The sequence below is a fragment of the Pseudomonas sivasensis genome, from assembly GCF_021391435.1.
GTDB lineage: Bacteria > Pseudomonadota > Gammaproteobacteria > Pseudomonadales > Pseudomonadaceae > Aquipseudomonas > Aquipseudomonas sivasensis.
Map to the genome: position 1 here is coordinate 4,647,425 of NZ_CP090029.1, position 25,748 is coordinate 4,673,172.

Sequence of the window (25,748 nt, forward strand, 5' to 3'; positions counted from 1 at the left end):
GCCATGGGATTTGAATTCGATGCGGGCACCATCCGCGGCCTTGGCACGCTGGTCGTTGCCATCGCCTTTATCGGCCTGTCGCTGTGGGTGTTCAACAACCGGCGCAATGAGGAATTCGAGCAGGCGCGCCTGCTGCCCTTCGCCGATGAACCTTCTCCATCCGACGCTCAAGAAGAGCCTGCAACAAGGAGCAATCGGCCATGACCCTATTCTGGAGTACATGGATCTGCGTACTGACCCTCGGCAGCCTGATCGGGCTGACCTGGCTATTGATCGCCACCCGCAAGGGCGAGACCAAGGGCAGTGTCGACCAGACCATGGGCCACGCCTTCGACGGTATCGAGGAATACGACAACCCGCTGCCCCAGTGGTGGTTCATGCTGTTCGCCGGCACCCTGGTGTTTGCGGTCGGCTACCTGGTGCTCTACCCGGGCCTGGGGAACTGGAAAGGTGTGCTGCCGGGCTATGAAGACGGTTGGACCTCGGCCAAGGAGTGGGACAAGGAGATGGCCAAGGCCGACACCAAGTTCGGGCCGATCTTCGCCAAATTCTCGGCCATGCCCGTGGAAGAAGTCGCTAAAGACCCGCAAGCGCTGAAGATGGGCGGTCGCCTGTTCGCGTCCAACTGCGCGGTGTGTCACGGCTCGGACGCCAAGGGCGCGTTCGGCTTCCCTAACCTGGCAGACAACATCTGGCGCTGGGGCGGCTCGGCTGAGGCCATCAAGACCACCATCCTGAACGGTCGCCACGCGGCGATGCCGGCCTGGGGTACGGTGCTGGGTGACGACGGTGTGAAAAACGTCGCTGCCTATGTACGTCACGATTTGGCCAAGTTGCCACTGCCGGCCGATAGCACTGCCGACCTGGATGCGGGCAAAGCGGCGTTCAACACCACCTGCGTGGCCTGCCATGGGCCGGAAGGCCACGGTATGGAAGTCATGGGGGCGCCGAACCTGACGCTGCCAGGCGGCTATATCTACGGCACCAGCCTGGCGCAATTGCAGCAGACCATTCGCCACGGCCGTCAGGGCCAGATGCCGGCGCAGGAACTGTTGCAGGGCAACGACAAAGTGCACCTGCTCGCAGCTTACGTGTACAGCCTGTCTCACAACGCTGATGGTGCAATGCCAGAAAGCGCAGCTCAGTAACACCTGACTGCCGCCCCAATTTGGGGCGGCAGCTCTACCGCGCTACGCGACCAAGTGTCACACCCCTCCAAAGCACAACTTTCCCCTACTGCCATTCGGGTCTACGCTTGCTTGCACAGCGGACCGATCTTGGCGTACGCGACGACAGTCGTTGCGACCCCCAAAATTTCCTGTCCACTCGATCAGCTTTCGATTTCTGATTTTGTCCTTACGCCAAACATGGAAAGGGCGCAGAATCTGGCGTGGAACGCATTGATCCAGGTCAGCCATTGCGTTGCAATGGCCCCTCGCTTTCTACATACTTGCGGCCGATTTTACCTATAAAAAAACCTAAACCGTGGAACCTTAGAATGAGCACAGCAATCAGTCCGACTGCTTATAACTATAAGGTAGTCCGCCAGTTCGCCATCATGACGGTGGTCTGGGGGATCCTTGGCATGGGGCTCGGGGTGTTCATCGCCTCGCAACTGGTTTGGCCGGAATTGAATTTCGACTTGCCATGGACGACCTTCGGTCGCCTACGCCCGCTGCACACCAACCTGGTGATTTTCGCCTTCGGCGGATGTGCATTGTTTGCCACCTCCTACTATGTCGTGCAGCGAACCTGCCAGACGCGACTGATCTCCGATGGCCTCGCCGCCTTTACCTTCTGGGGTTGGCAGGCGGTCATCGTCGGCGCCATCGTCAGCCTGCCACTGGGCTACACCACCACCAAGGAATACGCCGAGCTGGAATGGCCGATCGCCATTTTGCTGGCGATTGTGTGGGTGACTTACGGTGCGGTGTTCTTCGGCACCATCGTCAAGCGCAAAACCAAGCACATCTACGTGGGCAACTGGTTCTACGGTGCGTTCATCGTGGTCACGGCGATGCTGCACATCGTCAACCACGCGTCGCTGCCGGTCAGCCTGTTCAAGTCCTACTCGGCGTATGCCGGCGCGACGGACGCGATGATCCAGTGGTGGTACGGGCATAACGCCGTAGGCTTTTTCCTCACCACCGGTTTTCTGGGGATGATGTACTACTTCGTGCCGAAACAGGCCGAACGTCCTATTTACTCGTACCGTTTGTCCATCGTGCACTTCTGGGCATTGATCACCCTCTACATCTGGGCCGGCCCGCACCACTTGCACTACACCGCACTGCCGGACTGGGCGCAGTCCCTGGGCATGGCGATGTCGATCATCCTGTTGGCTCCGAGCTGGGGCGGCATGATCAACGGCATGATGACCCTCTCGGGTGCCTGGCATAAATTGCGCACCGACCCGATCCTGCGCTTCCTTGTGGTATCCCTGGCGTTCTACGGCATGTCGACCTTCGAAGGGCCGATGATGGCAATCAAGACCGTCAACTCGCTCTCCCACTACACCGACTGGACCATCGGCCACGTTCACGCCGGTGCCCTCGGTTGGGTGGCGATGATCTCCATCGGTGCGCTGTACCACATGATCCCCAAACTGTTCGGCCGTGCGCAGATGCACAGCGTCGGGCTGATCAACACGCACTTCTGGCTGGCCACCATCGGCACCGTGCTCTACATCGCTTCGATGTGGGTCAACGGCATCACCCAAGGCCTGATGTGGCGTGCGATCAACGATGACGGCACCCTCACCTACTCGTTCGTCGAAGCGCTGCAAGCCAGCCATCCGGGCTACATCGTCCGTGCCTTGGGCGGTGCGTTCTTCGCTGCTGGCATGCTGTTCATGGCCTACAACGTCTGGCGCACCGTGCGTGCCTCGGACCCGGCAGAAGCCGAAGCCGCCGCCAAGATCGCCGTTGTGGGAGCCCACTGATGAAGCATGAAGTAGTCGAGAAGAATATCGGCCTGCTGGCCTTCTTCATGGTCATCGCCGTGAGTATCGGCGGCCTGACCCAGATCGTTCCGCTGTTTTTCCAGGACGTGACCAACAAGCCGGTGGAAGGCATGAAGCCGCGCACCGCCCTTGAACTGGAAGGCCGCGACGTCTACATCGCCAACGGTTGCGTGGGCTGCCACTCGCAGATGATCCGCCCGTTCCGCGCCGAAACCGAACGCTACGGCCACTACTCGGTCGCCGGCGAAAGCGTATGGGACCACCCGTTCTTGTGGGGTTCCAAGCGCACCGGCCCTGACCTGGCCCGTGTTGGCGGGCGTTACTCCGATGACTGGCAACGTGCGCACTTGTACAACCCGCGCAACGTGGTGCCTGAATCGAAAATGCCGGCGTATCCGTTCCTCGTGGAAAACAAGCTCGACGGCAAGGACACCGCGAAGAAGATGGAAGTCTTGCGCACCCTGGGCGTGCCCTACACCGACGAAGACATCGCCGGTGCAGCCGCAGCCGTAAAGGGCAAGACCGAAATGGACGCATTGGTGGCCTACCTGCAAGGCCTGGGCACCATCATCAAAAGCAAACGGTGATTCTTCATGGATATCGGGATGATTCGTGGCCTGGGCACCGTTGTGGTGATGGTGGCCTTTATCGGCCTGGCGTTGTGGGTGTTCAGCCCCAAGCGCAAGTCGGAGTTTGAAGACGCGACCTTGCTGCCCTTTGCGGATGATCCCGAAGCCATCAAGCACGTCGAGCAAGCTTCTAGGAGTAACAAAGAATGACTACGTTCTGGAGTCTGTACGTCACAGTCCTCAGTCTGGGTACCATTTTCGCCCTGACCTGGCTGTTGCTGTCGACCCGCAAGGGCCAGCGCGCCGAGCAAACCGACGAGACCGTCGGCCACTCGTTCGATGGCATCGAGGAGTACGACAACCCGTTGCCCAAGTGGTGGTTCATGCTGTTCGTCGGCACCATCATTTTTGCCCTTGGCTACCTGGTGCTGTACCCAGGCCTGGGCAATTGGAAAGGCCTGCTGCCGGGCTACAACTACCTCGACAACGACAAACAAACCCCCTTCGCCAATGGCCAGACCGGCTGGACCGGTGTGCATGAATGGGAAAAGGAAATGGCCCGGTCGGACGCCAAGTTCGGTCCGATCTTCGCCAAATTCGCCTCCATGCCCATTGAGGAAGTCGCCAAGGACCCGCAAGCCCTGAAGATGGGTGGCCGCTTGTTCGCGTCCAACTGCTCGGTGTGCCACGGGTCCGACGCCAAGGGTGCCTACGGCTTCCCCAACCTGACTGACGCCGACTGGCGCTGGGGTGGGGAGCCGGCGACGATCAAGGAAACCATCATGAAAGGCCGTCATGCCGTGATGCCGGGCTGGCTTCCGGTGCTGCAAGAAGAGGGTGTCAGCGACGTGGCGGCCTACGTGGTCACCCAACTCGACGGCCGCAAACTGCCCGAAGGCGTCAAGGCCGACGTAGCCAACGGCGAAAAACTCTTCGCCGCCAACTGCGTGGCCTGCCACGGCCCAGCCGGTAAAGGCACCCCAGCAATGGGCGCGCCCGACCTGACCCACCCCGGCGCCTTCATCTACGGTTCGAGCTTCGCCCAACTGCAGCAGACCATCCGTTTCGGCCGCCAGGGCCAGATGCCGGCGCAGGAACAATTGCAAGGCAATGACAAGGTGCACTTGCTCGCGGCGTATGTTTACAGCTTGTCCCATGGGGATAAGAAGGCCGAGGAGCAGTAAGGCTCCCCCCTTACCCAGAAACACCAAAAAACCCTTGTGAGAGGGGGCTTGCTCCCGATGACGGTGGATCAGTATTAGTGACTCTGACTGACACGCCGCTATCGGGAACAAGCCCCCTCACACATTGGATCTTCGGCTTTTTGAAGGTTGAGCCCGCAAAAACCGTCCATACTTCACAAGTCAATTGATCCAGATCACGTACACCATCAATTGATTTTCCCCAACGCGACCAAAGGTCGCACCCCTTGCGCAGCATCGGGGGCGTATCATTACGCCACTGCAAGACCCCTAATTTGACCCCGGTTGGCACGTACTGGCCGAGGCAAATCTCCACCGCCGTGGGATGCAATGATGAGCGACCAAATACCGGTACATGACGTTACCCCGCCTGCCAAACACTCGACCGCTACCGTCGACCTCTATGCCCCGCGCGAGAAAATCTACACCCGCGCCTTTACCGGCCTGTTCCGCAATTTACGAATGCTCGGCGGCGCTGCTTTGTTCCTGCTCTACTTCGGCACGGTGTGGTTGAACTGGGGCGGTCACCAGGCCGTGTGGTGGAACCTGCCGGAGCGTAAGTTCTTCATTTTCGGTGCAACTTTCTGGCCCCAAGACTTCATCCTGCTGTCGGGCATTCTGATCGTCGCGGCGTTTGGCCTGTTCTTCATCACGGTGTACGCCGGCCGCGTGTGGTGCGGTTATACCTGCCCGCAAAGCGTGTGGACGTGGATCTTCATGTGGTGCGAAAAAGTCACCGAAGGCGACCGCAACCAACGCATCAAGCTGGATAAAGCGCCGATGGGCGCCAACAAATTCCTGCGCAAATTCAGCAAGCACAGCCTGTGGCTACTGATCGGTTTTGCCACCGGGATTACCTTCGTCGGCTACTTTTCGCCGATCCGCGAACTGGTGTTCGATTTCTTCACCGGCCAGGCCGATGGCTGGTCGTATTTCTGGGTCGGTTTCTTCACCCTCGCCACCTACGGCAACGCCGGCTGGCTGCGCGAACAGGTGTGCATCTACATGTGCCCGTACGCGCGTTTCCAGAGCGTGATGTTCGACAAAGACACCCTCATCGTCTCTTACGACCCACGTCGTGGAGAGCTGCGTGGCCCGCGTAAAAAAGGGATCGACTACAAGGCCCAAGGCCTGGGCGACTGCATCGATTGCACGATGTGCGTGCAGGTGTGCCCCACCGGCATCGACATCCGCGACGGTCTGCAGATCGAGTGCATCGGCTGCGCCGCGTGCATCGACGCCTGCGACAACATCATGGACAAGATGGAGTACCCGCGCGGCCTGATCAGCTACACCACCGAGCACAACCTGTCCGGGCAGAAAACCCACAAGCTGCGCCCACGCCTGATCGGTTACGCCCTGGTGTTGCTGGCGATGATCAGCCTGTTGGCCGGGGCGTTCTTCATGCGGTCGCTGGTGGGCTTCGACGTGAGCAAAGACCGCGTGCTCTACCGCGAAAACGCCGAAGGCCGTATCGAAAACGTCTACAGCCTGAAGATCATGAACAAGGACCAGCGCGACCACACCTACGTGCTCGACGCATCAGGCCTGCCAGACCTCAAGCTGCAGGGCCGGCGCGAGATCAAGGTGGCTGCCGGCGATATCGTCAGCATGCCAGTGGAACTGTCGAGTGCGCCGGAACAACTGCCGTCGAGCACCAACGAGGTGAAATTCACCCTCACCGATGCCGATGACGCCAGCGTCAACATTGAAGCCAAGAGCCGATTCATCGGCCCACAAGTTCGATAAAGAGAGAACGGAACAATGCCCTTAGCCACTTCCGCAAGCCCTTGGTACAAGCACCTCTGGCCCTGGATCATCATCGGGATCCTCGCCTGCTCGGTGACCTTGACCTTGTCCATGGTGACCATCGCGGTAAACAACCCGGACAACCTGGTCAACGACAACTACTACGAGGCTGGCAAGGGCATCAACCGCTCACTGGACCGCGAACGCCTGGCGCAGACCCTGCAACTGCGCGCCAAGTTGCATTTGGACGAACTGACCGGTGAAGTCGAGCTGAAGCTCACCGGCTACAGCAACCCGAACACCCTGGAACTGAACCTGATTTCCCCGACTCAGCCGGAGAAAGATCGCAAAATCAACCTGGCCCGCAGCGACAGCGAACCCGGCCGCTACATCGGCCAGGTCACCGACAAAGTCGAAGGCCGCCGCTTCGTGGAACTGCTGGGCGTGGAAGGCGACAAGACCTGGCGGCTGTTCGAGGAAGAAGAAGTCAGCCACGACAAAGACTTGCTGTTGGGTGATGAACCGTTGCAGGGTGCCGAAGACCTGAAAAAATAAACACCTGCGCTTCGCGCATCGCCGGCAATCCGGCTCCTACAGACCTACACCCCCTCTCGTAGGAGCCGGCTTGCCGGCGATGGGGCCTTCCCAGCCACCAAAGATCCCGAACCATGACCACCCCCACTCCCTGCTACCACTGCGCCCTGCCCGTACCGCCCGGCAGCCGGTTCACCGCCGATATCCTCGGTGAGCGCCGCGAACTCTGCTGCCCGGGCTGCCAGGCGGTGGCCGAAGCAATCGTGGCCGCAGGTTTGGAAAGCTATTACCAGCACCGCAGCGAAGCCTCGGCCAACCCCGAAACGCTGCCGGTGCAACTGGTGGACGAACTGGCGCTGTACGACCGCGCCGACGTGCAAAAACCCTTCGTGCACCACCAAGGCGAACTGGCTGAAACGACCCTGTTGATGGAAGGCATCAGCTGCGCCGCCTGTGGCTGGCTGATCGAAAAACACCTGCGCAGCTTGCCCGCCGTTGCCGAGGCGCGGTTGAACCTGTCCAACCATCGCTTGCAGGTGCGCTGGGCCGACGGGCAATTGCCGTTGAGCCAAGTGCTCAGTGAGCTGCGCCATATCGGCTATGCCGCCCATCCTTATCAGGCCGACCGCGCCGCCGAGCAACTGGCCAGCGAAAACCGCCTGGCTTTGCGCCAACTCGGTGTCGCCGGGCTGCTGTGGTTCCAGGCAATGATGGCAACCATGGCCACCTGGCCGGAATTCAATATCGACCTGAGCCCGGAGCTGCATGTAATCCTGCGCTGGGTGGCGATGTTTCTGACAACTCCCATCGTGTTCTACAGCTGCGCGCCGTTCTTCAAGGGCGCCATGCGCGACCTGCGCACGCGCCACCTGACCATGGACGTTTCAGTATCCCTCGCCATTGGCGGGGCTTATTTGGCGGGAATATGGACCGCGATCACCGGCGTCGGCGAGCTGTATTTCGATGCAGTGGGCATGTTTGCACTGTTCCTGCTGGCCGGTCGCTACCTGGAACGCCGTGCCCGGGAGCGCACGGCGGCGGCCACTGCGCAGTTGGTCAACCTGTTGCCTGCGTCGTGCCTGCGCTTGAAAGACGACGGCCAGAGCGAACGCATCCTGTTGAGCGAACTGGCCCTGGGCGACCGGGTGCTGGTGCATCCGGGCGCGGTGCTGCCAGCAGACGGCGTGATCCTCGATGGCCAGTCCAGCATTGATGAGTCCCTGCTCACCGGCGAGTACTTGCCGCAACCGCGCCAAGTCGGCGACACCGTCACCGCCGGCACCCTCAACGTCGACGGCGCGCTGACCGTCGAAGTGCGCGCCCTTGGCCACGAGACCCGCCTGTCCGCCATCGTGCGCCTGCTGGAGCGCGCCCAGGCCGAAAAACCGCGACTGGCGCAAATCGCCGACCGCGCCGCGCAGTGGTTCCTGTTGTGTTCGCTGATCGCCGCTGCGCTAATCGGCCTGCTGTGGTGGGAACTGGACTCATCACGAGCGTTCTGGATCGTGCTGGCGATGTTAGTGGCGACCTGCCCATGTGCGTTGTCCCTCGCTACACCTACCGCCTTGACCGCCGCCACCGGCACCCTGCACAAACTCGGGCTGCTGCTGACCCGTGGCCATATGCTGGAGGGCCTGAACCAGATCGACACGGTGATCTTCGACAAGACCGGCACCCTCACCGAAGGTCGCCTGGCCCTGCGCGCGATCCGGCCGCTGGGCGAATTGGGCAGCGACGACTGCCTGGGTCTCGCCGCCGCCCTGGAAAACCGCTCGGAACATCCGATTGCCCGCGCCTTTGGCCGTGCGCCATTGGCCGCTGACGAAGTGCTCAGTACCCCCGGTCTCGGTTTGGAAGGTCGAGTGGGCGAGCGTCTGCTGCGCATCGGCCAGCCGGGTTTCGTCTGCGAACTCAGTGGCTGCCCGATCCCCGCTCCGCCGGACGACGCCGGGCAATGGCTGCTGCTGGGAGACCGCAGCGGCGCCCTCGCCTGGTTCGTACTGGATGATCGCCTGCGCAGCGACGCCCCCGCCCTGCTCGCCGCTTGCAAGGCGCGCGGTTGGCGCACACTGCTGCTGTCCGGGGACAGTTCGCCGATGGTCGCCAGTGTCGCCCTTGAGCTGGGCATAGACGAGGCCCACGGCGGCCTGCGTCCCGACGACAAGCTGCACGTGCTGCAACAGCTGCACAAGGAAGGTCGCAAGGTGCTGATGCTCGGCGATGGCGTCAACGATGTCCCCGTCCTCGCCGCCGCCGATATCAGCGTGGCAATGGGCTCGGCCACCGACCTGGCCAAGACCAGTGCCGATGCGGTGTTGCTCTCCAATCGCCTCGACGCTCTGGTGCAGGCTTTCAGCCTGGCGCGGCGCACCCGACGAGTGATTATTGAAAACCTGCTCTGGGCGGGCCTATACAATGGCCTGATGTTGCCGTTTGCTGCTTTGGGCTGGATCACGCCAATCTGGGCGGCAGTCGGCATGTCCATCAGTTCGTTGACCGTGGTACTCAACGCCCTGCGCCTGACTCGCGTGCCGAGCGCACAGGCCGCCAGCGCCCCCTCAATCACCCGCCCGCTGCCCGCGTGAGCCGCGCGGGCATGGAGTGCAGATGCCAGCTTTATACGTGATGATTCCGGCGGCGCTGCTGATAGTGGCCATCGCTATTTACATCTTCTTCTGGGCCGTGGACAGCGGCCAGTACGATGACCTCGACGGCCCGGCCCACAGCGTGCTGTTCGACGACCAGGACCCGAACCACCTGGCCGCCATCGACGAAGCCAACGGTCCGGAACAACCGCCCAAAGACCCACCTCATGCTTGAATTGGCGCCGCTGCTGGTCTCCGCGCTGATCCTGGGCCTGCTGGGCGGCGGTCATTGCCTGGGCATGTGCGGCGGGCTGATGGGCGCGCTGACTTTGGCAATTCCCAAGGAGCAACGCAGTCGCCGGTTTCGCCTGCTGCTGGCGTACAACCTGGGGCGAGTCCTCAGTTACGCCACAGCTGGGCTGTTGATCGGCCTGGCCGGCTGGGCCGTGGCCAATAGCCCGGCGGCGATGTTCATGCGCGTGCTCGCCGGTCTGCTGCTGATCTGCATGGGCCTGTACCTGGCCGGTTGGTGGAGCGGCCTCACCCGTATCGAAAGCCTGGGGCGCGGCCTGTGGCGGCATATCCAGCCCGTTGCCACCCGTTTGCTGCCGGTGTCCAGCCTGCCTCGCGCTTTACTGCTGGGTGCGCTGTGGGGCTGGTTACCGTGCGGTTTGGTCTACAGCACCCTGCTGTGGGCCGCGAGCCAGGGCAATGCGCTGGACAGTGCCTTGCTGATGCTCGCGTTCGGGTTGGGCACCTGGCCCGTGCTGCTGGCGACTGGGCTGGCCGCCGAACGCGTCACCGCGTTATTGCGCAAACGCAGCGTGCGCATGGCCGGTGGATTGCTGGTCATTGTGTTCGGTATTTGGACCTTGCCAGGGCCGCACCAGCACTGGCTGATGGGCCACTAAAAGGCCATGTGGCATAGCGCCGCTGCTCGTTGATGCAAATCAAGATGCCCTCTGCTCCACGCCTCTAGACTCGGCCCACTAGCCTATCCGGGGGACGCCCGCATGCTCGACGCCATTCGTTGGGACACCGATCTGATTCATCGCTACGACCTGGCGGGACCGCGCTATACGTCCTACCCCACCGCCGTACAATTCGACAGCCAGGTCGGCACATTCGACCTGCTACACGCCCTGCGCGACAGTCGCAAGGCTGTGCGCCCATTGTCGCTGTATGTGCATGTGCCGTTCTGCGCGAACATTTGCTACTACTGCGCCTGCAACAAGGTAATCACCAAGGACCGTGGCCGCGCCCAGGCATATCTGCACCGCTTGGAGCAGGAGATCCAAATGGTGGCCTGCCACCTCGACCCGAAACAGCCGGTGGAGCAGTTGCATTTCGGCGGCGGCACGCCGACGTTTCTCAGCCACGACGAACTGCGTCAGGTCATGGGCTCCCTGCGCCAGCACTTCAATTTGCTCGATGATGATTCCGGCGACTACGGCATCGAAATCGACCCGCGCGAAGCCGACTGGGCCACCATGGGCCTGCTGCGTGAACTCGGTTTCAACCGCGTCAGCATTGGCCTGCAAGATCTCGACCCCGAGGTCCAGCGGGCCGTTAACCGCCTGCAAAGCCTGGAAGAGACTCGCGCAGTAATCGATGCGGCGCGCACTTTGCAGTTTCGCTCGATCAATATCGACCTGATCTACGGCCTGCCCAAGCAAACGCCGATCAACTTCGCGCGCACCGTGGAAGAAGTGATCAAGCTGCAACCGGATCGCCTGTCGGTGTTCAACTATGCGCACCTGCCGGAGCGCTTCATGCCCCAGCGGCGCATCGACAGCGACGAGCTGCCAGCACCGGCGGAAAAACTGCTGATGCTGCAAACCACCATCACGCAATTGACCGAGGCGGGTTATCGCTACATCGGCATGGACCACTTCGCTCTGCCGGATGACGAACTCGCCATCGCCCAGGAAGAAGGCACGCTGCAACGCAATTTCCAGGGCTACACCACCCACGGCCATTGCGACCTGATCGGCCTGGGTGTGTCGGCGATCAGCCAGATCGGCGACTTGTATTGCCAGAACAGCAGTGACCTCAACGGCTACCAGAACACCCTGGCCGGCGCGCAGCTGGCGACCAGCCGTGGCTTGGTCTGCACCACAGACGATCGACTAAGACGGGAAGTGATTCAGCAGTTGATCTGCAATTTCAGCCTGGTATTCGAGCGTATCGAACAGGCCTTCAATATTGATTTTCGCGGGTACTTCGATGAGATCTGGCTGCAACTTGAGGCCATGGCCAAGGACGGCCTGATCGCGCTCGACGCCCAGGGCATTCGGGTGCTGCCCGCAGGGCGCTTACTGGTGCGCTCGGTGTGCATGGTGTTCGACGCGTACCTGGAACACCAGAACCGGCAACGGTTTTCACGGGTGATCTAGTTACATCGACAACGAAGCGGCCTTGAGCGCCTGATCGGCACTCATGGTTTTCATGGCCTTGGCCAAGGAGATTTGGGCCGTCATCAAGCCGGCCTGCAAGGAACTGATGGCACCTTGCACGTTAGCGACCTTGGCCTGAACCTCCTCCGGCGTCAGGCTTTTGTCCGCGGCGATGGCCTGAAGCTCCGCCAATTTTTCGGCGATCTGCTGCTTCAACTGACGGATCATTTTAAGAACTTGCTTAACGTTGTCGTCCAGACCGCTGTCGTCGATATCGGCGTTGGCACTTTTGGCCGCACCCGCAGCCTTGAAGCCATCCGGCGAAATGCTCACCTTCACGCCTTCGCTCGTGGCAGGCGTTGACACGGCATCCTGCGTCTCAACCGCCGCAGCGGGCGGGGCCGGCTCTGGGTTTGGCACACGGATGGAGGGGTTGTTGGCGGCGATGATCAACATGCGCTGAGCTCCTGCTCATGAACGTACACATATGTATCGGCACCGATACACAAAGCTTTATACGGCTGTCTGTTTTTTGTACACGCTGGCCTCACTGCCCCCCAGTGCGTTACCCTTACGTCTTATGTGTGTTTTCCCACAAGGATTTAAGAAATGTCCGAGCCAGTCAAACTGCGCGCTCACAGCCAGGCTCACTGCAAGGATTGCAGCCTGGCCCCCCTCTGCCTGCCACTTTCGCTGAATCTGGAAGACATGGATGCGCTGGACGACATCGTTAAACGTGGTCGCCCGCTGAAGAAAGGCGAGTTTTTGTTTCGCCAGGGCGATCAGTTCGACTCCGTCTATGCAGTACGTTCGGGCGCGTTGAAGACCTTCAGCCTGAGCGACAACGGCGAGGAGCAGATCACCGGTTTTCACCTGCCCAGCGAACTGGTGGGTTTGTCGGGCATGGACACCGAGATGCATCCCGTGTCGGCCCAGGCGCTGGAGACCACGTCGGTGTGCGAAATCCCCTTCGAACGCCTGGACGAACTGGCCATCCAATTACCTCAACTGCGCCGCCAGTTGATGCGCGTGATGAGCCGAGAAATTCGTGACGATCAGCAGATGATGCTGCTGTTATCGAAGAAAACCGCCGACGAGCGCATCGCGACATTCTTGGTCAACCTGTCGGCCCGGTTCCGGGCACGCGGTTTCTCGGCCAACCAGTTCCGCTTGAGCATGTCGCGTAACGAAATCGGCAACTACCTGGGCCTGGCGGTGGAAACCGTGTCCCGCGTGTTCACCCGTTTCCAGCAGAACGAGTTGATTGCCGCCGAAGGCAAGGAAGTGCACATTCTCGACCCGATCCAGCTGTGTGCGTTGGCGGGTGGTTCTCTAGAGGGTTGATGCAGACACTTGTGGCCGCGCCAATCGGTGAGGCCGCAGGTATACTTCGAGTCCGTTTTCCTCCCAGGACTCTTCGACGATGACCTTCGATTCGTTCGACATCAAATCCCTGATCCGCCCCGTCATCGACTTCCCCAAGCCTGGGGTGATCTTCCGTGACATCACGCCGCTGTTCCAATCGCCCAAGGCCCTGCGCCTGGTGGCCGATACCTTTGCCCATCGCTATGTCGAAGCCGATTTCACCCACATCGGCGCGATGGATGCCCGCGGGTTTCTGATCGGTTCGATCATTGCCTACCAACTGAACAAACCGCTGATCCTGTTCCGCAAGCAGGGCAAGCTGCCGGCCGATGTCCTGGCCGAGGGTTATCAGACCGAATACGGCGAAGCTTTCCTGGAAGTGCACGCCGACAGCCTGTGCGAAGGCGACTCGGTGCTGATGTTCGATGACCTGATCGCCACAGGCGGGACCTTGATCGCTGCGGCGAACCTGGTGCGGCGCATGGGTGCGAAGATTTTTGAAGCCGCGGCAATTATTGATTTGCCGGAGCTGGGTGGCTCGCAGCGTTTGGAAGACATGGGGATTCCGACGTTTTGCCTGACGCAATTTGCGCTGTCCGAGCGGTAATATTTGGCGGGAATGACGCTATCAAGGGCTGCCCCCTCCCACACTTGAAGGTGTTTACACATCAAAATGTGGCAGTGGGCTTGCCCCGATGAGGCAGGTAAGCCGCCTCAAAGCCCCATCTGTTTGCTGATGATTTCATTCATCACTTCACGAGTGCCGCCGCCGATCGACAGGATACGGTTGTCGCGATACAGCCTCTCCACCAGGCTGCCGCGCATATAGCCCTGGCCGCCGAGGATCTGCACGGCGTCATAAGTCACCCGATCGGCGGTATCGGTGGCCAGGTTCTTGGCCATGGATATCTCCTTGATCACACTCTTGCCAGCGGCCATCTTGGCGCCTTGGCGGTAGGTGAATTCCCTGGACACTTCCACAGCTGTCGCCATTTCCGCCAAGCGATGCTTGAGCACCTGGAATTTGCCAATGGGCTTGCCAAATGCTTCACGCTGCGCGGCCCATTTGAGGCTTTCCTCAAGCGCAAGCTGCGCGGTCATATTGGCCATCAACGCCAGCGCCAGCCGTTCACTCTGAAAGTTGCCCATGATGCAGGCAAACCCCATGTTCTCGGCGCCGATCAGGTTGCCTACGGGCACCTGGCAATCATCGAAGAACAACTCTGCCGTGTCCGACGCCCACCAACCCATTTTCTTCAGGGGCTGGCCGACGGTGAAACCCGGGGTGTCTTTTTCGATGAGCAACAGGCTGATGCCGCCAAAGCCTGGCCCTCCGGTACGAACAGCAACGGTGTAGAAATCGGCGCGGTTGCCGCTGGTGATAAAGGTCTTGCTGCCGCTGACCCGGTAAACGTCGCCATCACGCACGGCGCGGGTGCGCAGGCTGGCTACATCGGAGCCGCCGCTGGGTTCGGTGACGGCCAAGGCGATGATCTTCTCGCCCGAGAGCACTTGCGGGGCCACACGTTCGCGCACTTCGGGCCGCGCCCATTTGATGATGGGAGGCAAGCCGATATCCAGCGAGCCCAATCCCGCGACCACGCCGCCGGAGCCGCAGCGCATCAATTCCTCGCTGACGGCCACCTTGGCGAACAGATCGCCCTCGTGACTGCCGCCCAAGGATTCGGGATAACCGATACCGAGGATCCCCGCCGCACCGGCCTTAAGGTACAACGCTCGGGGAAAGCTCTCCGCCTCCTCCCATTGCTCGATGCCCGGTAACAGCTCCCGCTCGACAAAACGGCGCACGCTGTCGCGGAGCAATTGGTGGCTGGGGTCGAAGTAGTCCTGATAGGCAGACATCGGCAAGCTCCACGGAGAGGTGGAGCGAAATTACCAAGCGCTTGCTTGGTTAGCAACACAGATCTCAATCACACCGCAAAACCATTGTGGGAGGGGGCTTGCTCCCGATAGCAGTGTGTCAGCCAATAGATTCATGACTTATCCACTGCCATCGGGAGCAAGCCCCCTCCCACATTTGGCTGGTGTTTATTGTTAGAGCGCGATCGGCTTGCGACCGGCGAACGAATGCGCCAGCGTGCCGCCATCCACCAGCTCCAACTCCCCACCCAACGGTACGCCATGGGCGATACGCGAAGTGATCAGGCCTTTGTTGCTCAGCAGTTGGGCGATGTAATGGGCGGTGGCTTCACCTTCCACGGTCGGGTTGGTGGCCAGGATCACCTCGGTAAAGGTGCCCTGCTCTTCGATACGTGCCACCAGTTGCGGAATGCCGATGGCCTCCGGACCCAGGCCGTCCAGCGGCGACAGGTGGCCCTTGAGCACGAAGTAACGCCCGCGATAACCGGTCTGCTCCACCGCGTAGACGTCCATCGGGCCTTCCACCACACACAGCAACGTGTCGTCGCGACGCGGATCGGCGCATTGCGGGCAAAGGTCTTCTTCGGTGAGGGTTCGGCACTGGCGGCAGTGGCCGACGCCCGTCATGGCCTGGCCCAGGGCCTGGGCCAACCGGGTGCCGCCGCTGCGATCACGCTCCAGCAGTTGCAGCGCCATGCGCTGGGCGGTTTTCTGGCCGACACCCGGCAACGTGCGCAGGGCGTCGATCAGTTGGCGAATCAGGGGGCTGAAGCTCATGGGGCAATGGTCCGACAAAACAACGAGACGCGGTTTATACCCGCGCCCCGGATTAGCGTCAAATCCTCAATCCTGCGCGACCCGCACCACCAACTTGCCGAAGTTGCGCCCTTCAAGCAGGCCGATAAAGGCTTCGGGCGCCTGCTCCAAGCCATCGACCACGTCTTCGCGGAACTTGATCTTACCGTCGCGGACCCAGGGCGCCATGGCACTGAGGAACTCTGGCTGACGATCACCGTAGTCATCAAACACGATAAAGCCCTGGATGCGCACCCGCTTGGTCAGCAACGTGCGTTGCAGCGCCGGCAAGCGATCAGGCCCGCTGGGGGCTTCGTGGGCGTTGTAGCCGGCAATCAGCCCGCACAAAGGAATGCGTGCCTTGGGTTTGAGCAAAGGCACCACGGCGTCGAACACCTTGCCACCGACGTTCTCGAAATAGATGTCCACGCCATTGAAGCAAGCCTGGGCGAGTTGATCAGCGAAGTCTGCGCTCTTATGGTCGATACAGGCATCAAAACCCAGTTCATCCACGACATAGCGGCACTTGTCCGCACCGCCTGCAATCCCGACCACGCGCAGGCCCTTGAGCTTGGCGACCTGGCCCACTACCGAACCGACTGCGCCGGAGGCAGCGGCGACCACCAGGGTTTCCCCAGCCTTGGGTTGACCAATGTCCATCAGGCCCATGTAGGCGGTCATACCCGGCATCCCCAATACGCCCAACGCCATGGACGGACTGGCGAGACCTTTGGGCACCGGAATCAGGTTGCGGCCGTCGGAAATGCTGTGGCTCTGCCAACCCGTGGCGCCGACCACCAGATCACCCACTTCGAATTTCGGGTTACGGGATTGCTCGATACGGCTGACAGCACCGCCGGTCATCACCTCATCGATTTCCACCGGGGCGGCGTAGGACGGTGCGTCGCTCATGCGCCCGCGCATGTAGGGGTCAAGGGACAGGTAGAGGGTCTTGAGCAGCACTTGGCCGTCCGCCAACTCCGGCAAGCTCACGCGCTCCAGGCGAAAGTTTTCCGGAGTGGGCGCGCCTTGAGGGCGCGAGACCAGCACGATACGTTGGTTCAGGGTCAGTTCTTGAGGCATCAGGGGCTCCTTATCGAATTCATCGGTATAGGTTGCAGACCATGGGTGCCAGGCCAGGGTTCGATCGGGATTCGATTGAATAGGCACAAACAAAAATGCCAGGCACTGGGCCTGGCATTGGAGTCTAGCTAACGCTGGAGAATCAGAAAGGCATCTTCATGCCCGGTGGCAGTTGCATGCCAGCGGTCACGCCGGACATTTTGTCCTGGCTATTGGCTTCGATCTTGCGCACGGCGTCGTTGACGGCCGCGGCGAACAGCGCTTCGAGCATTTCCAGGTCATCTTCGCCCACGCCTGGCAGCACGCTTGGGTCGATGCTAACGCGCTTGATGTCGTGACGCCCAGTCATCACCACGCTGACCATATCGCCCCCGGCTTTACCGGTGACTTCGGCGTTGGCCAGTTCTTCCTGCATCTTGGCCATCTTTTCCTGCATCTGCTGCGCCTGCTTCATCAGGCCGGCCATGCCACCTTTCATCATGGGAATCACCTCAAAAGTACGTGGATCAATTAATAGCCCGGTGTCATGACGCTTGGGTCACCGGGGCTTCGACAGGTTCAATAGTATCGTGACGAACGACCGCACCAAACTGTTGCATCATTTGCTGGATGAGCGGGTCTGCGTGGATCGAATCCTCAGCCTCGCGCTGACGGTTGATACGCCGACGGGTTGCGGCTTGGGCCGGGGTTTCCTGCTCGGGCTTGATCAACTCGATGGTGATAGTCAGCGTGCGCTCATGGTACTGGTTCAGGGCATCGTTGAGGCGCCGTTGCTGGGTCGCGTTGAACAGGGCGCTGTGGGCCGGATCCAGATGCAACAGCCAATGGTCGCCGTCGACGGAAATCAGGGTGCAGTTGGCGGCAATACTGCCGGTCATGCCGGAGATCGGCAGTTTCGGGAACAGTTCCAGCCATTGCAACGCCAGGCCGGTGGCCGGGGCTGCCGCGGGTTCTGCTTCGGGCTCGGGGGCCGGTTCGGCGGTGTGTTCGCTGGCCAAATCGTCCAGGTAACTGTAGGCCGAATCCATGTCCGGCTCGATGTAGTCTTCGTCCAGCGGCGGCTCGTCGTCGAGGTCGATGCCTGGGGTTGCGGCCTCAACCTGGGCGACTGTCGGCTCGGGAACCGGTGCTGAAACCCACTCAGGTGCGGCCGGCACCACGCTGTCCGGTGTCGGCGCGGGCATCGGCGTCAGCTCAGGCTGCTCGCTGGCGGTTTCGAGCACGGGTTCAACATAGGGCTGCTGTTCGAGTTCTTCGACCTCGGCTTCTACCGGGTCATTCCAAGGCAAGTCGACGACAGGCTCGGGCTCAACCACCGGCTCCGGCTCAACCACAGGTGCCACCACCACAGGGGCTGGCTCAGGCGCCGGCGCAACCGGGGCAGCAACCACTGGCGCAACCACCGCCACGCCAGCCACTGGTTTGGCGGAATCAACTGTGGCCTGGCTGATCCCCACTGGCTTTAGCGGCTGTCTCGGCGCATCGGCCGAATCAGCTGGCCGGAACGCCAGCATGCGCAGCAGGACCATTTCAAAGCCCCCACGCGGGTCCGGCGCCAAAGGCAAGTCCCGACGACCGATCAGGCCCATCTGGTAGTAGAACTGCACATCTTCGGCCGGCAACGCCTGGGCCAGGGCCAACACGCGGTCGCGGTCGCCATGGCCGTTGTCGACACCTTCCGGCAAAGCCTGGGCGATAGCGACGCGGTGCAAGACGTTGAGGATTTCCGAGAGCACGCCATTCCAGTCCGGGCCTTGCTCCGAGAGGTGGCGCACGGCTTCGAGCAACGCCTTGGCATCCCCTTCGATCAATGCATGCAGTACATCGAACACCTGGCCGTGGTCGAGGGTGCCGAGCATGGCGCGCACATCGGCGGCCATGACCTTGCCTTCACCGAAGGCGATGGCCTGGTCGGTAAGGCTCATGGCATCACGCATCGAACCATCGGCGGCACGGCCGAGCAGCCATAGCGCGTCGTCTTCAAACGGTACGTTCTCGACACCCAGCACGTGGGTCAAATGCTCGACCACGCTCTCGGGGGTCATGTTTTTCAGGGAGAACTGCAGGCACCTCGACAGGATCGTTGCAGGAAGTTTCTGCGGGTCGGTGGTGGCCAGGATGAATTTGACGTAGGGCGGCGGCTCTTCCAGGGTTTTCAACAGCGCGTTGAAGGAATGGCTGGACAGCATGTGCACTTCGTCGATCAGGTAGACCTTGAAACGACCGCGGCTAGGCGCGTACTGCACGTTGTCGAGCAACTCGCGGGTGTCTTCGACCTTGGTGCGGCTCGCGGCGTCGATCTCGATCAGGTCGACGAAACGCCCTTCGTCGATCTCGCGGCACACCGAGCAAGTGCCACAAGGCGTCGAAGTGATACCGGTTTCACAGTTCAGGCATTTGGCAATGATGCGCGCAATGGTGGTCTTGCCCACGCCCCGGGTACCGGTGAACAGGTAGGCGTGGTGCAGCCGTTGGCTGTCCAAGGCATTGATCAGAGCCTTGAGCACATGGGTCTGGCCGACCATTTCGCGGAACGAGCGCGGACGCCATTTACGTGCAAGAACCTGATAACTCATCGAAAACCGTCGCAACTGGGAAGCGGAAGCCGGTAATGCTAGCGGAGCAAGGGGGAAATTGCATCCGGCACGCTCGCCTAATCTGACTAAGCTCTGCTGACTGGCCTCCAAAAGGCCTGAACCCGGAGAGTGTATGCGCGTAGTCCTGGGCGCTTTATGGATGATGACCACGGCTTGCCTGGCGGCGCCTGCACCGCTGCGCTTCTCGGTTTCCGATAGTTGGGCGATGCCCATGGTGCAACTGGAGAACGGTCGGCCGACCCAGGGCATTTTGTATGACGTGATGCTGAGCCTGGCCACCCAGGTTGGCCATCCGGCGCAGTTCCACGTGCTGGCCCGGGCACGCATCTCTGCGGCCATGGGACACGGCGACATTGATGTGCGCTGTTATGTCACCCAGGCGTGGGTCGACAACCTGTCCGGCGACTACCTCTGGAGCTTGCCTTTAATGGTGCAGCGCAATGTGCTGGTCAGCGCGCAAAACCAGCCGGTACAGGTGCTCAAGCTGGCACCTCAGCCGATCGGCACGGTGCTCAACTATCGCTATGCCGCCCTCGACTCGCTGTTTGCCAACGGCCAACTCACCCGCGACGACGCCCATAGCGAAGAGCTGGTGCTGCACAAACTGGTGGCGGGGCGATTCAACTATGCGGTGAGCAACGAATGGATCGTCGACCGTTTCAACCAGAAAATGCCGATCAGCCAGCGGCTGCACAAGGTCGCGTTGATTGACGAGCAAAACCTCGGTTGCATCGTGCGTAACGATCCCGACGTGCCGGCGCAAAAAATCCTGCGCACCTTGTTGCGGATGAAAATGTCCGGCGAAATCGACGACATCATCAAGCTGTACACCGGCGAAAACCCGGCGCCCCTGCTCGCCCCTGACAAAAACTGACAGGCGCTCCTTATAGGCTCGGGCTCGGGTCGAGCCGCAGTCCAGCTTACAGCCGGCGGTGAAGTGGGCTTCTTGCTGCACGACCAATGGGTAGAACGCGGCGCCGTCCTTATCCAGTCACCGCCGGCCCTGGACTTCGATGGCCAGCGTTTGCGTGCGTTTTGTCTGAACGACTAACCGCCAGCGCCCTTCCAGACTGATCGCCGCCACGCTGGCCAGCACGATCACACCGCCCAGCATCACCTGCAAGGCAATGTGTTCACCCAGCAACGTTGCGGCCATCACCATTGCCACCGGCGGGATCAGGTACATCGCCACCGACGCGCGACTGACCTCCACATGCTTCAACACATAACCCCAAGCCAGATACGCCAAGGCGCTGGGAAAAATACCGAGTACCAGCACCGCGACGTTCTCCGCCAACGGCGCCTGCACCACCGCAGCAGGCAGGCCCGGCAGGTTCACGCACAGCATCAGGGTGCCCGCCCACACCATGTAGCACGCCATAGTCAGCGGACTGTAGCGGTGGGCATAGTGCTTCTGCAGGGCGAAATACACACTCCACGACACCGCCGCCAGCAGGATCAACAAGCCACGCGGGTCGATCTCACCCAGCCCCTGATCCCCCCAGATCACCACCAGCACGCCGAGCAGCCCCAGCAATACGCAGCCCCAGCGCCAAGCGCTGACCCGCTCCTTCAGGCAGAAAAACGCGATCAGCACACTGAACAGCGGCGCCGACTGCGCCAGTACGCTGGACGCCGCTGCCGTGACCCATTGCTGCCCATAGTTGAGGCTGGTGTGGTGCAGGAACACGCCGAAGAACCCCAGCACCAGCAACCACGGAAAATCCCGCAAGCGCGGACGACCGATGCCCATCACCAGTGCCACACCGCCCATGAACACCGACGCAATCAAAAACCTTAACAACGCCAATTGTCCGGGGCTGTAGCTGTGCAGCCCCATGTGCACGCCAATCGGCGAATAGGCCCAACACAGGATGACGCTGGCGATGACTAGCGTAAGCTTTGCGAGTGAAGGGTTATTCATCGACGGCGTCCAGAAACTGAGAAGGTGTGCCGTCAGTCTTCGCCCCCGTAAGGCGCAGGACAATTAACCGTTTCTGACTTCTGCAATCACTGGAACTGAGCAATGGAACTGGCCCAACTGAAAATGGTGCGAGCCGTGGCACAAACCGGCAGCGTGGCCCAAGCAGCCGTGCTGCTGCATTGCGTGCCGTCCAACATCACCACGCGCATCAAGCAGCTGGAAGGCGAGCTGGGCACACCACTGTTCATCCGCGCCGGGCGTGGGCTGGCGATCAGTGCCGCCGGTGAGATTTTCCTGGAGTACTGCGAGCGCATTCTGGCGCTGGTGGATGAGTCCAAACGCGCCGTGGACGCCAGCGCCATTCCCCGTGGCACTTTGCGTATCGGCGCGGTGGAATCCAGCGCCAGCGGACGTTTGCCGCCGCTGCTGGCGGAGTATCACCGGCGCTACCCGGATGTCAGCCTGGAACTGGTGACAGGCGCCTGGGGCCCGTTGCTCGACGACCTGCAACACCATCGCCTGGACGTGGCGCTCGTGGCCGCCGGCAACAAACGCTCCAAGCTCGAACACAGCGTGGTCTACAGCGAGCGCCTGGTGCTGATCGCCAGCGCATCCAGTGCACCCATCAATGGCGCCGAGGACCTCGCCGGCCGCACCTTGCTGGTCTGGCCGCCTGGCTGCCCGTATCGCGCAGCACTGGAAAACTGGGTCAAGCCGCACAACTTCAAACCGACCATTGCCAGCTATGCCAGTTGGGGCACGATCATCGGTTGCGTCAGCGCCGGGATTGGCGTGGCGTTGGCGCCGGAAGGCATCCTGGCGCGCTATGAGCAGGCCAATCAGCTGGCGTCTTATCGATTTGAAGAGCTGGCGGCCGTGGATAACCTGCTGTTCTGGCACAAGGACACCCAACGCCACCTGGCACGGGATGCATTCGCCGGGCTGTTGCGGGAGACTTTCGGCTAACTCGCAACATGTTGTTTCGGTTATCCTCTTACGAAATTAATTCAAAATGTAAGGGACTACCATGAATTACTTCCGCCTGTTGTTGGCGGCGGCCGCTCTGAGCCTGCCTACCGCACCTGCCGTTGCTGCTGCCTCGCCTGCCCCCGTTGAAGCCAGTGCCCCCGCCGAAACGGCCGAGCACTTTCTGGCGTCACTTAAGCAAAAGACCGGCACCGTCACGCTGCCAAGTGGCATTGCCACCCTCAAGCTCAACGACGAATTTTATTACCTCGACCCCGCCGACACTGAGCGCTTGCTCACCGATGGCTGGGGCAACCCGCCGGGCTTCAAGACCCTGGGCATGATCGTGCCTAAAGCCGTCAGCCCACTGTCGGAACGCGGCTGGGGCGTCATCGTCAGCTACAAGGCCGACGGGCATATTTCCGACGAAGATGCCGCGAAAATCGACTACTCCGACCTGCTCAAGCAAATGCAGGAAGAAGACGAAACAGATAACAAGGAACGCCAGAAACAAGGCTACGCCGGCCTGCATCTGGTGGGCTGGGCCGAGCCGCCGCGCTACGACGACACCACCCACAAGATGTACTGGGCCCGTGAACTGAAGGCCGACGACGCCGACCAGAACACCCTCAACTACAGCATCCGCGTGCTGGGCCGTGAGGGCGTACTGGAACTCAACGCCGTCGCGGCGATGGCCGACCTGCCGACCATCAAGCAGGAACTGCCCAAGGTCCTGGCGTTTACCAACTTCACCGACGGCAACCTCTACACCGACTTCAACCCGAAAACCGACAAGCTCGCCACTTACGGCCTAGCCGCGTTGGTTGCCGGCGGGATTGCCGCCAAGGCCGGGTTATTCGCCAAGATCGGGATCTTCCTGCTGGCCGCGAAGAAGTTTCTGGTGGTGGGTGTCGTGGCGTTATTCGCGGTGATCCGCAAGCTGTTCAACCGCAACAAGGCCTGACCGCCGCACACAAAAACGCCGCAGCGTGCTGGACACGTTGCGGCGTTTTTGTGTGCGCGGTTCTGCTCAGTTTTTTGCAGTGGGCGCGGCCAGACGACTGTATTGATCCTGGGTGATCCAACCCTTAAACGAGCGATCCTCAGCATTGATGAACTCAACCTGAGCCCAGCCATCCTTAAACGCCAGCACCCCTACCACATCGTTCTTGACGATATACGGACGCTTGGCCGCCTTGGCGCCGGGGGTTTTCTGCAGGTAAGCCTTGTCGGCAGACACTGTGACCAGGCCGATCCACTTCTTACTGGCGGTCTGGGTCAGATCAAGGCCGGTGGCGATTTCCGGCATCAGTACGTTGATGCAGCCGGGGTGCTGACGGCCTTCTTCCACGGTCAGGGTCACACCGTCAGACGACGGCGCCACGCTGCCAGGGTAGGCGTCGTCGAGCCAAGTGGTGAGCGCGTCGGGCTTACCTTGCAGGTAGAACGCACAGCTGCGCGTCACGCCCTCACCCATTGATTCCGTGTAAAAACCTTCGACCTGATGCTCCGGCGTCACTGCCAGCATCAGCCCTTCGTACTTGCCCGAATGCAGCGCGGCCGAACCAGCCATGGCAGGTGCCACGGCGCACAACGACAACACACCTATCGCGAGTAAACGGATCATCCTATTTTTTCCCTTCAAGTTTTTCGTAGGCTTTTTGCATAAGGACGTCGTAGTTGCCGTAGTCCTCACCGTTATAGTTACGCGCCATTCCAGTAAAGTCTTTGGCCTTCATGGCCTTCATCAACGCAGGGCTCTTACTGCAAAAGCCGAGGAACGCCTTTAGTTGGTTGCCAGCATTCACCTTTAATGCCGCCGAAAACTCAAATACCGTCTTGTACCCGCACGACGCAAAGTTGAAACCCATGATCTGGAACATGCCCCACGATGCCGACATCAATGCGGCTTCCTGATCCAGGGCGAATGCGGTAGCCATGGTTTCCCAGGCCTTTGTCTGGTCCTTGTTGTTCGCCTGCCACTGCGGCCCTGCTTTTTTCTTGTAGGGGTAGGACAGCAGCGGGTGCGCCTGGTCATAGATGTGCTTGGTGTATTTGCGAAACAGGTGACCTTCAAAGGCGATCACCGGCAGCTTGGCCGGCCCGAAGCCGGAGCGCCCGCCAGATTCCACGGTGGCGAAGGCCTTGATGATATTCACCGAAATACCGCTACCCAGTTGCGTAGCGGCGTTCTGGAAGTCCGTTTCGCTAAGGGTCATGCCCCCGTCGCACGTGGCCTGGAGCATCAATTGCCGGTTACGCCGCTCGGCCTCAATCATCGCGCGCATGCGGTCCAGGTACACATTGACCGTGGCCTGCACCGCGTCGCCCTGGTTGTTGCCAAATGCGTTGAGAAAACTCGGTATACGCATCGTCGGGAAGGACTTCACCGGCACCTTCACCGCCTCTTCGATCAGGCTGTTAAACGTGCGACCGGTGGGGTCGACCACACCATCTGGATGGGCGTATTTGAGATGGCGAAACTGATACTGGCTGATGCACTGCACCAACTGACCATCGCATTTGCCGTTTTCGGCCAACGGGAAACCCATCTTGGGAATGATCAGATTGAATAAATATTGGATGCACTGCACATCGGCGGGCAAGTTGCGGGCTTTACCCGGAGCGCCTACCGAAGCACTGATAAGACGAGGTAAACCTTGCAGGCTTTTCATCACAGACATCCTTGTTAGTTAAAGAAGTGATAGCACTTCAATATCAATTCAGCGCCATTGTCATATTCTGAAACAAGTGGCCGGCGCAAACTAACAAGGCGGTTTAGGGTTGTCCAGCGGGGGTTTGGAAAGTTGTGAAACAGCCGTCATCGACTGCGCAATAAACATCGGCAGTTGGCTGAAAATAAGAAATCTGGATTTGAATCGAAGGGGTATTGCAAGGAGGGGCGTTATGGAGGCAACCCCACCAGCCACACCCCGGCACACAATGTTCCCGCTGTGGCTGCTGCCTTCCGGCTCTGACCAGGTTCACGGGTAATCGTTGCGGGGGGACCGATGGGGTCACCATAACGACGCCTGCCTCTCGGCAAGCGGGGCCATTGTACCGATCTCATCGGAAGTTACAACCGTTGGTGACGGATTAAAAATATGAAGGGGTTCAAGCACTTGCCATGGCCATCAGCT

Annotated in this window: 26 protein-coding genes and 1 other RNA gene; 17 read left to right on the top strand and 10 right to left on the bottom strand. The window is 60.7% G+C overall.

What is annotated here, in order from left to right; genetic code table 11:
- Window positions 1-3: 3 nt before the first annotated feature.
- From LRO94_RS20945 to hemN, 12 genes are all read left to right on the top strand, one after another.
- Complete coding sequence (locus LRO94_RS20945) at window positions 4-204, top strand: cbb3-type cytochrome oxidase subunit 3 (protein ID WP_032887681.1); 201 nt, start codon at window positions 4-6, stop codon at window positions 202-204.
- Window positions 201-1,148: a cytochrome-c oxidase, cbb3-type subunit III gene (gene ccoP / locus LRO94_RS20950; protein ID WP_032887679.1), complete on the top strand. Its 948-nt coding sequence runs from the start codon at window positions 201-203 to the stop codon at window positions 1,146-1,148. The genes LRO94_RS20945 and ccoP (LRO94_RS20950) overlap by 4 nt, the downstream gene beginning before the upstream one ends.
- Before the next feature lie 350 nt (window positions 1,149-1,498).
- Complete coding sequence (gene ccoN, locus LRO94_RS20955; protein ID WP_032887677.1) at window positions 1,499-2,941, top strand: cytochrome-c oxidase, cbb3-type subunit I; 1,443 nt, start codon at window positions 1,499-1,501, stop codon at window positions 2,939-2,941.
- On the top strand, window positions 2,941-3,549 hold the full coding sequence (gene ccoO, locus LRO94_RS20960; RefSeq protein WP_003193167.1) for a cytochrome-c oxidase, cbb3-type subunit II: 609 nt from the start codon (window positions 2,941-2,943) through the stop codon (window positions 3,547-3,549). Before ccoN ends, ccoO begins: the two co-directional genes overlap by 1 nt.
- 6 nt (window positions 3,550-3,555) lie before the next feature.
- Entirely contained in the window at window positions 3,556-3,741 is a 186-nt protein-coding gene (locus LRO94_RS20965) for a CcoQ/FixQ family Cbb3-type cytochrome c oxidase assembly chaperone (RefSeq protein ID WP_003175465.1), read from the top strand.
- Window positions 3,738-4,715, top strand: coding sequence for a cytochrome-c oxidase, cbb3-type subunit III (gene ccoP / locus LRO94_RS20970; protein ID WP_095185370.1), 978 nt, complete (start codon window positions 3,738-3,740; stop codon window positions 4,713-4,715). The genes LRO94_RS20965 and ccoP (LRO94_RS20970) overlap by 4 nt, the downstream gene beginning before the upstream one ends.
- Window positions 4,716-5,066: 351 nt before the next feature.
- Window positions 5,067-6,482, top strand: a complete 1,416-nt coding sequence (ccoG, locus tag LRO94_RS20975; RefSeq protein WP_032887674.1) for a cytochrome c oxidase accessory protein CcoG — start codon at window positions 5,067-5,069, stop codon at window positions 6,480-6,482.
- Between the two features lie 15 nt (window positions 6,483-6,497).
- Complete coding sequence (locus LRO94_RS20980) at window positions 6,498-7,037, top strand: FixH family protein (RefSeq protein ID WP_179180030.1); 540 nt, start codon at window positions 6,498-6,500, stop codon at window positions 7,035-7,037.
- Window positions 7,038-7,150: 113 nt separating this feature from the next.
- Window positions 7,151-9,601: a heavy metal translocating P-type ATPase gene (locus tag LRO94_RS20985; RefSeq protein WP_179180029.1), complete on the top strand. Its 2,451-nt coding sequence runs from the start codon at window positions 7,151-7,153 to the stop codon at window positions 9,599-9,601.
- A 22-nt stretch (window positions 9,602-9,623) separates the two neighbouring features.
- Window positions 9,624-9,836, top strand: coding sequence for a cbb3-type cytochrome oxidase assembly protein CcoS (gene ccoS / locus LRO94_RS20990; RefSeq protein WP_032887669.1), 213 nt, complete (start codon window positions 9,624-9,626; stop codon window positions 9,834-9,836).
- Window positions 9,829-10,512 (top strand): sulfite exporter TauE/SafE family protein, encoded by a 684-nt coding sequence (locus LRO94_RS20995; RefSeq protein ID WP_179180028.1) that lies wholly within the window; start codon window positions 9,829-9,831, stop codon window positions 10,510-10,512. Before ccoS ends, LRO94_RS20995 begins: the two co-directional genes overlap by 8 nt.
- 102 nt (window positions 10,513-10,614) lie before the next feature.
- Window positions 10,615-11,997 (top strand): oxygen-independent coproporphyrinogen III oxidase, encoded by a 1,383-nt coding sequence (hemN, locus tag LRO94_RS21000; protein ID WP_095185368.1) that lies wholly within the window; start codon window positions 10,615-10,617, stop codon window positions 11,995-11,997.
- On the opposite strand, the gene LRO94_RS21005 is transcribed toward hemN, so the two are convergent.
- Window positions 11,998-12,453, bottom strand: coding sequence for a hypothetical protein (locus LRO94_RS21005; RefSeq protein ID WP_095185367.1), 456 nt, complete (start codon window positions 12,451-12,453; stop codon window positions 11,998-12,000).
- A gap of 153 nt (window positions 12,454-12,606) precedes the next feature.
- Here LRO94_RS21005 and fnr point away from each other — a divergent pair, with 153 nt between their 5' ends.
- Complete coding sequence (fnr, locus tag LRO94_RS21010; RefSeq protein ID WP_032887662.1) at window positions 12,607-13,341, top strand: fumarate/nitrate reduction transcriptional regulator Fnr; 735 nt, start codon at window positions 12,607-12,609, stop codon at window positions 13,339-13,341.
- 79 nt (window positions 13,342-13,420) lie between these two features.
- Entirely contained in the window at window positions 13,421-13,969 is a 549-nt protein-coding gene (locus tag LRO94_RS21015; protein ID WP_032887660.1) for an adenine phosphoribosyltransferase, read from the top strand.
- A 107-nt stretch (window positions 13,970-14,076) separates the two neighbouring features.
- Here LRO94_RS21015 and LRO94_RS21020 read toward each other — a convergent pair whose 3' ends face one another.
- The 5 genes from LRO94_RS21020 to dnaX form a co-directional block, all read right to left on the bottom strand.
- Window positions 14,077-15,225: an acyl-CoA dehydrogenase family protein gene (locus tag LRO94_RS21020; protein ID WP_179180027.1), complete on the bottom strand. Its 1,149-nt coding sequence runs from the start codon at window positions 15,223-15,225 to the stop codon at window positions 14,077-14,079.
- 192 nt (window positions 15,226-15,417) lie between these two features.
- Complete coding sequence (gene recR, locus LRO94_RS21025) at window positions 15,418-16,020, bottom strand: recombination mediator RecR (RefSeq protein WP_095185365.1); 603 nt, start codon at window positions 16,018-16,020, stop codon at window positions 15,418-15,420.
- A 66-nt stretch (window positions 16,021-16,086) separates the two neighbouring features.
- A complete protein-coding gene (locus LRO94_RS21030; protein WP_179180026.1) occupies window positions 16,087-17,121 on the bottom strand; it encodes an NADP-dependent oxidoreductase in 1,035 nt (344 codons plus the stop codon).
- Window positions 17,122-17,263: 142 nt separating this feature from the next.
- A complete protein-coding gene (locus LRO94_RS21035; protein ID WP_032887653.1) occupies window positions 17,264-17,602 on the bottom strand; it encodes a YbaB/EbfC family nucleoid-associated protein in 339 nt (112 codons plus the stop codon).
- Window positions 17,603-17,645: 43 nt separating this feature from the next.
- On the bottom strand, window positions 17,646-19,697 hold the full coding sequence (gene dnaX, locus LRO94_RS21040; protein WP_179180025.1) for a DNA polymerase III subunit gamma/tau: 2,052 nt from the start codon (window positions 19,695-19,697) through the stop codon (window positions 17,646-17,648).
- A gap of 133 nt (window positions 19,698-19,830) precedes the next feature.
- Here dnaX and LRO94_RS21045 point away from each other — a divergent pair, with 133 nt between their 5' ends.
- Window positions 19,831-20,592, top strand: a complete 762-nt coding sequence (locus LRO94_RS21045; protein WP_122764550.1) for a substrate-binding periplasmic protein — start codon at window positions 19,831-19,833, stop codon at window positions 20,590-20,592.
- 117 nt (window positions 20,593-20,709) lie between these two features.
- Here the strand turns inward: LRO94_RS21045 and LRO94_RS21050 are convergent, their stop codons facing one another.
- Window positions 20,710-21,642, bottom strand: coding sequence for a DMT family transporter (locus tag LRO94_RS21050; RefSeq protein WP_179180024.1), 933 nt, complete (start codon window positions 21,640-21,642; stop codon window positions 20,710-20,712).
- A 102-nt stretch (window positions 21,643-21,744) separates the two neighbouring features.
- Between LRO94_RS21050 and LRO94_RS21055 the strand changes: the two genes are divergently transcribed.
- Window positions 21,745-22,608 (top strand): LysR family transcriptional regulator, encoded by an 864-nt coding sequence (locus LRO94_RS21055; RefSeq protein ID WP_032887645.1) that lies wholly within the window; start codon window positions 21,745-21,747, stop codon window positions 22,606-22,608.
- 61 nt (window positions 22,609-22,669) lie between these two features.
- Window positions 22,670-23,572 (top strand): DUF2167 domain-containing protein, encoded by a 903-nt coding sequence (locus LRO94_RS21060; protein WP_032887643.1) that lies wholly within the window; start codon window positions 22,670-22,672, stop codon window positions 23,570-23,572.
- Window positions 23,573-23,638: 66 nt separating this feature from the next.
- Here the strand turns inward: LRO94_RS21060 and LRO94_RS21065 are convergent, their stop codons facing one another.
- From LRO94_RS21065 to ffs, 3 genes are all read right to left on the bottom strand, one after another.
- Entirely contained in the window at window positions 23,639-24,235 is a 597-nt protein-coding gene (locus LRO94_RS21065) for a hypothetical protein (protein ID WP_032887641.1), read from the bottom strand.
- A 1-nt stretch (window position 24,236) separates the two neighbouring features.
- Window positions 24,237-25,283, bottom strand: a complete 1,047-nt coding sequence (locus tag LRO94_RS21070) for an N-acetylmuramidase family protein (protein WP_032887639.1) — start codon at window positions 25,281-25,283, stop codon at window positions 24,237-24,239.
- 242 nt (window positions 25,284-25,525) lie between these two features.
- An RNA gene (gene ffs / locus LRO94_RS21075) (signal recognition particle sRNA small type) lies at window positions 25,526-25,622 on the bottom strand.
- Window positions 25,623-25,748 lie beyond the last annotated feature (126 nt).

Coding starts and splice junctions, on each gene's coding strand:
- LRO94_RS21050 (WP_179180024.1), bottom strand. CDS start 21,642: ATGAATAACCCTTCACTCGCAAAGCTTACGCTAGTCATCGCCAGCGTC.
- LRO94_RS21065 (WP_032887641.1), bottom strand. CDS start 24,235: ATGATCCGTTTACTCGCGATAGGTGTGTTGTCGTTGTGCGCCGTGGCA.
- LRO94_RS21070 (WP_032887639.1), bottom strand. CDS start 25,283: ATGAAAAGCCTGCAAGGTTTACCTCGTCTTATCAGTGCTTCGGTAGGC.
- hemN (WP_095185368.1), top strand. CDS start 10,615: ATGCTCGACGCCATTCGTTGGGACACCGATCTGATTCATCGCTACGAC.
- LRO94_RS21045 (WP_122764550.1), top strand. CDS start 19,831: ATGCGCGTAGTCCTGGGCGCTTTATGGATGATGACCACGGCTTGCCTG.
- ccoG (WP_032887674.1), top strand. CDS start 5,067: ATGAGCGACCAAATACCGGTACATGACGTTACCCCGCCTGCCAAACAC.
- LRO94_RS21015 (WP_032887660.1), top strand. CDS start 13,421: ATGACCTTCGATTCGTTCGACATCAAATCCCTGATCCGCCCCGTCATC.
- LRO94_RS20945 (WP_032887681.1), top strand. CDS start 4: ATGGGATTTGAATTCGATGCGGGCACCATCCGCGGCCTTGGCACGCTG.
- fnr (WP_032887662.1), top strand. CDS start 12,607: ATGTCCGAGCCAGTCAAACTGCGCGCTCACAGCCAGGCTCACTGCAAG.
- LRO94_RS21005 (WP_095185367.1), bottom strand. CDS start 12,453: ATGTTGATCATCGCCGCCAACAACCCCTCCATCCGTGTGCCAAACCCA.
- LRO94_RS21020 (WP_179180027.1), bottom strand. CDS start 15,225: ATGTCTGCCTATCAGGACTACTTCGACCCCAGCCACCAATTGCTCCGC.
- ccoS (WP_032887669.1), top strand. CDS start 9,624: ATGCCAGCTTTATACGTGATGATTCCGGCGGCGCTGCTGATAGTGGCC.
- LRO94_RS21055 (WP_032887645.1), top strand. CDS start 21,745: ATGGAACTGGCCCAACTGAAAATGGTGCGAGCCGTGGCACAAACCGGC.
- ccoP (WP_032887679.1), top strand. CDS start 201: ATGACCCTATTCTGGAGTACATGGATCTGCGTACTGACCCTCGGCAGC.
- recR (WP_095185365.1), bottom strand. CDS start 16,020: ATGAGCTTCAGCCCCCTGATTCGCCAACTGATCGACGCCCTGCGCACG.
- LRO94_RS21035 (WP_032887653.1), bottom strand. CDS start 17,602: ATGATGAAAGGTGGCATGGCCGGCCTGATGAAGCAGGCGCAGCAGATG.
- LRO94_RS20995 (WP_179180028.1), top strand. CDS start 9,829: ATGCTTGAATTGGCGCCGCTGCTGGTCTCCGCGCTGATCCTGGGCCTG.
- dnaX (WP_179180025.1), bottom strand. CDS start 19,697: ATGAGTTATCAGGTTCTTGCACGTAAATGGCGTCCGCGCTCGTTCCGC.
- ccoP (WP_095185370.1), top strand. CDS start 3,738: ATGACTACGTTCTGGAGTCTGTACGTCACAGTCCTCAGTCTGGGTACC.
- ccoN (WP_032887677.1), top strand. CDS start 1,499: ATGAGCACAGCAATCAGTCCGACTGCTTATAACTATAAGGTAGTCCGC.
- LRO94_RS20985 (WP_179180029.1), top strand. CDS start 7,151: ATGACCACCCCCACTCCCTGCTACCACTGCGCCCTGCCCGTACCGCCC.
- LRO94_RS21030 (WP_179180026.1), bottom strand. CDS start 17,121: ATGCCTCAAGAACTGACCCTGAACCAACGTATCGTGCTGGTCTCGCGC.
- LRO94_RS20980 (WP_179180030.1), top strand. CDS start 6,498: ATGCCCTTAGCCACTTCCGCAAGCCCTTGGTACAAGCACCTCTGGCCC.
- LRO94_RS20965 (WP_003175465.1), top strand. CDS start 3,556: ATGGATATCGGGATGATTCGTGGCCTGGGCACCGTTGTGGTGATGGTG.
- LRO94_RS21060 (WP_032887643.1), top strand. CDS start 22,670: ATGAATTACTTCCGCCTGTTGTTGGCGGCGGCCGCTCTGAGCCTGCCT.
- ccoO (WP_003193167.1), top strand. CDS start 2,941: ATGAAGCATGAAGTAGTCGAGAAGAATATCGGCCTGCTGGCCTTCTTC.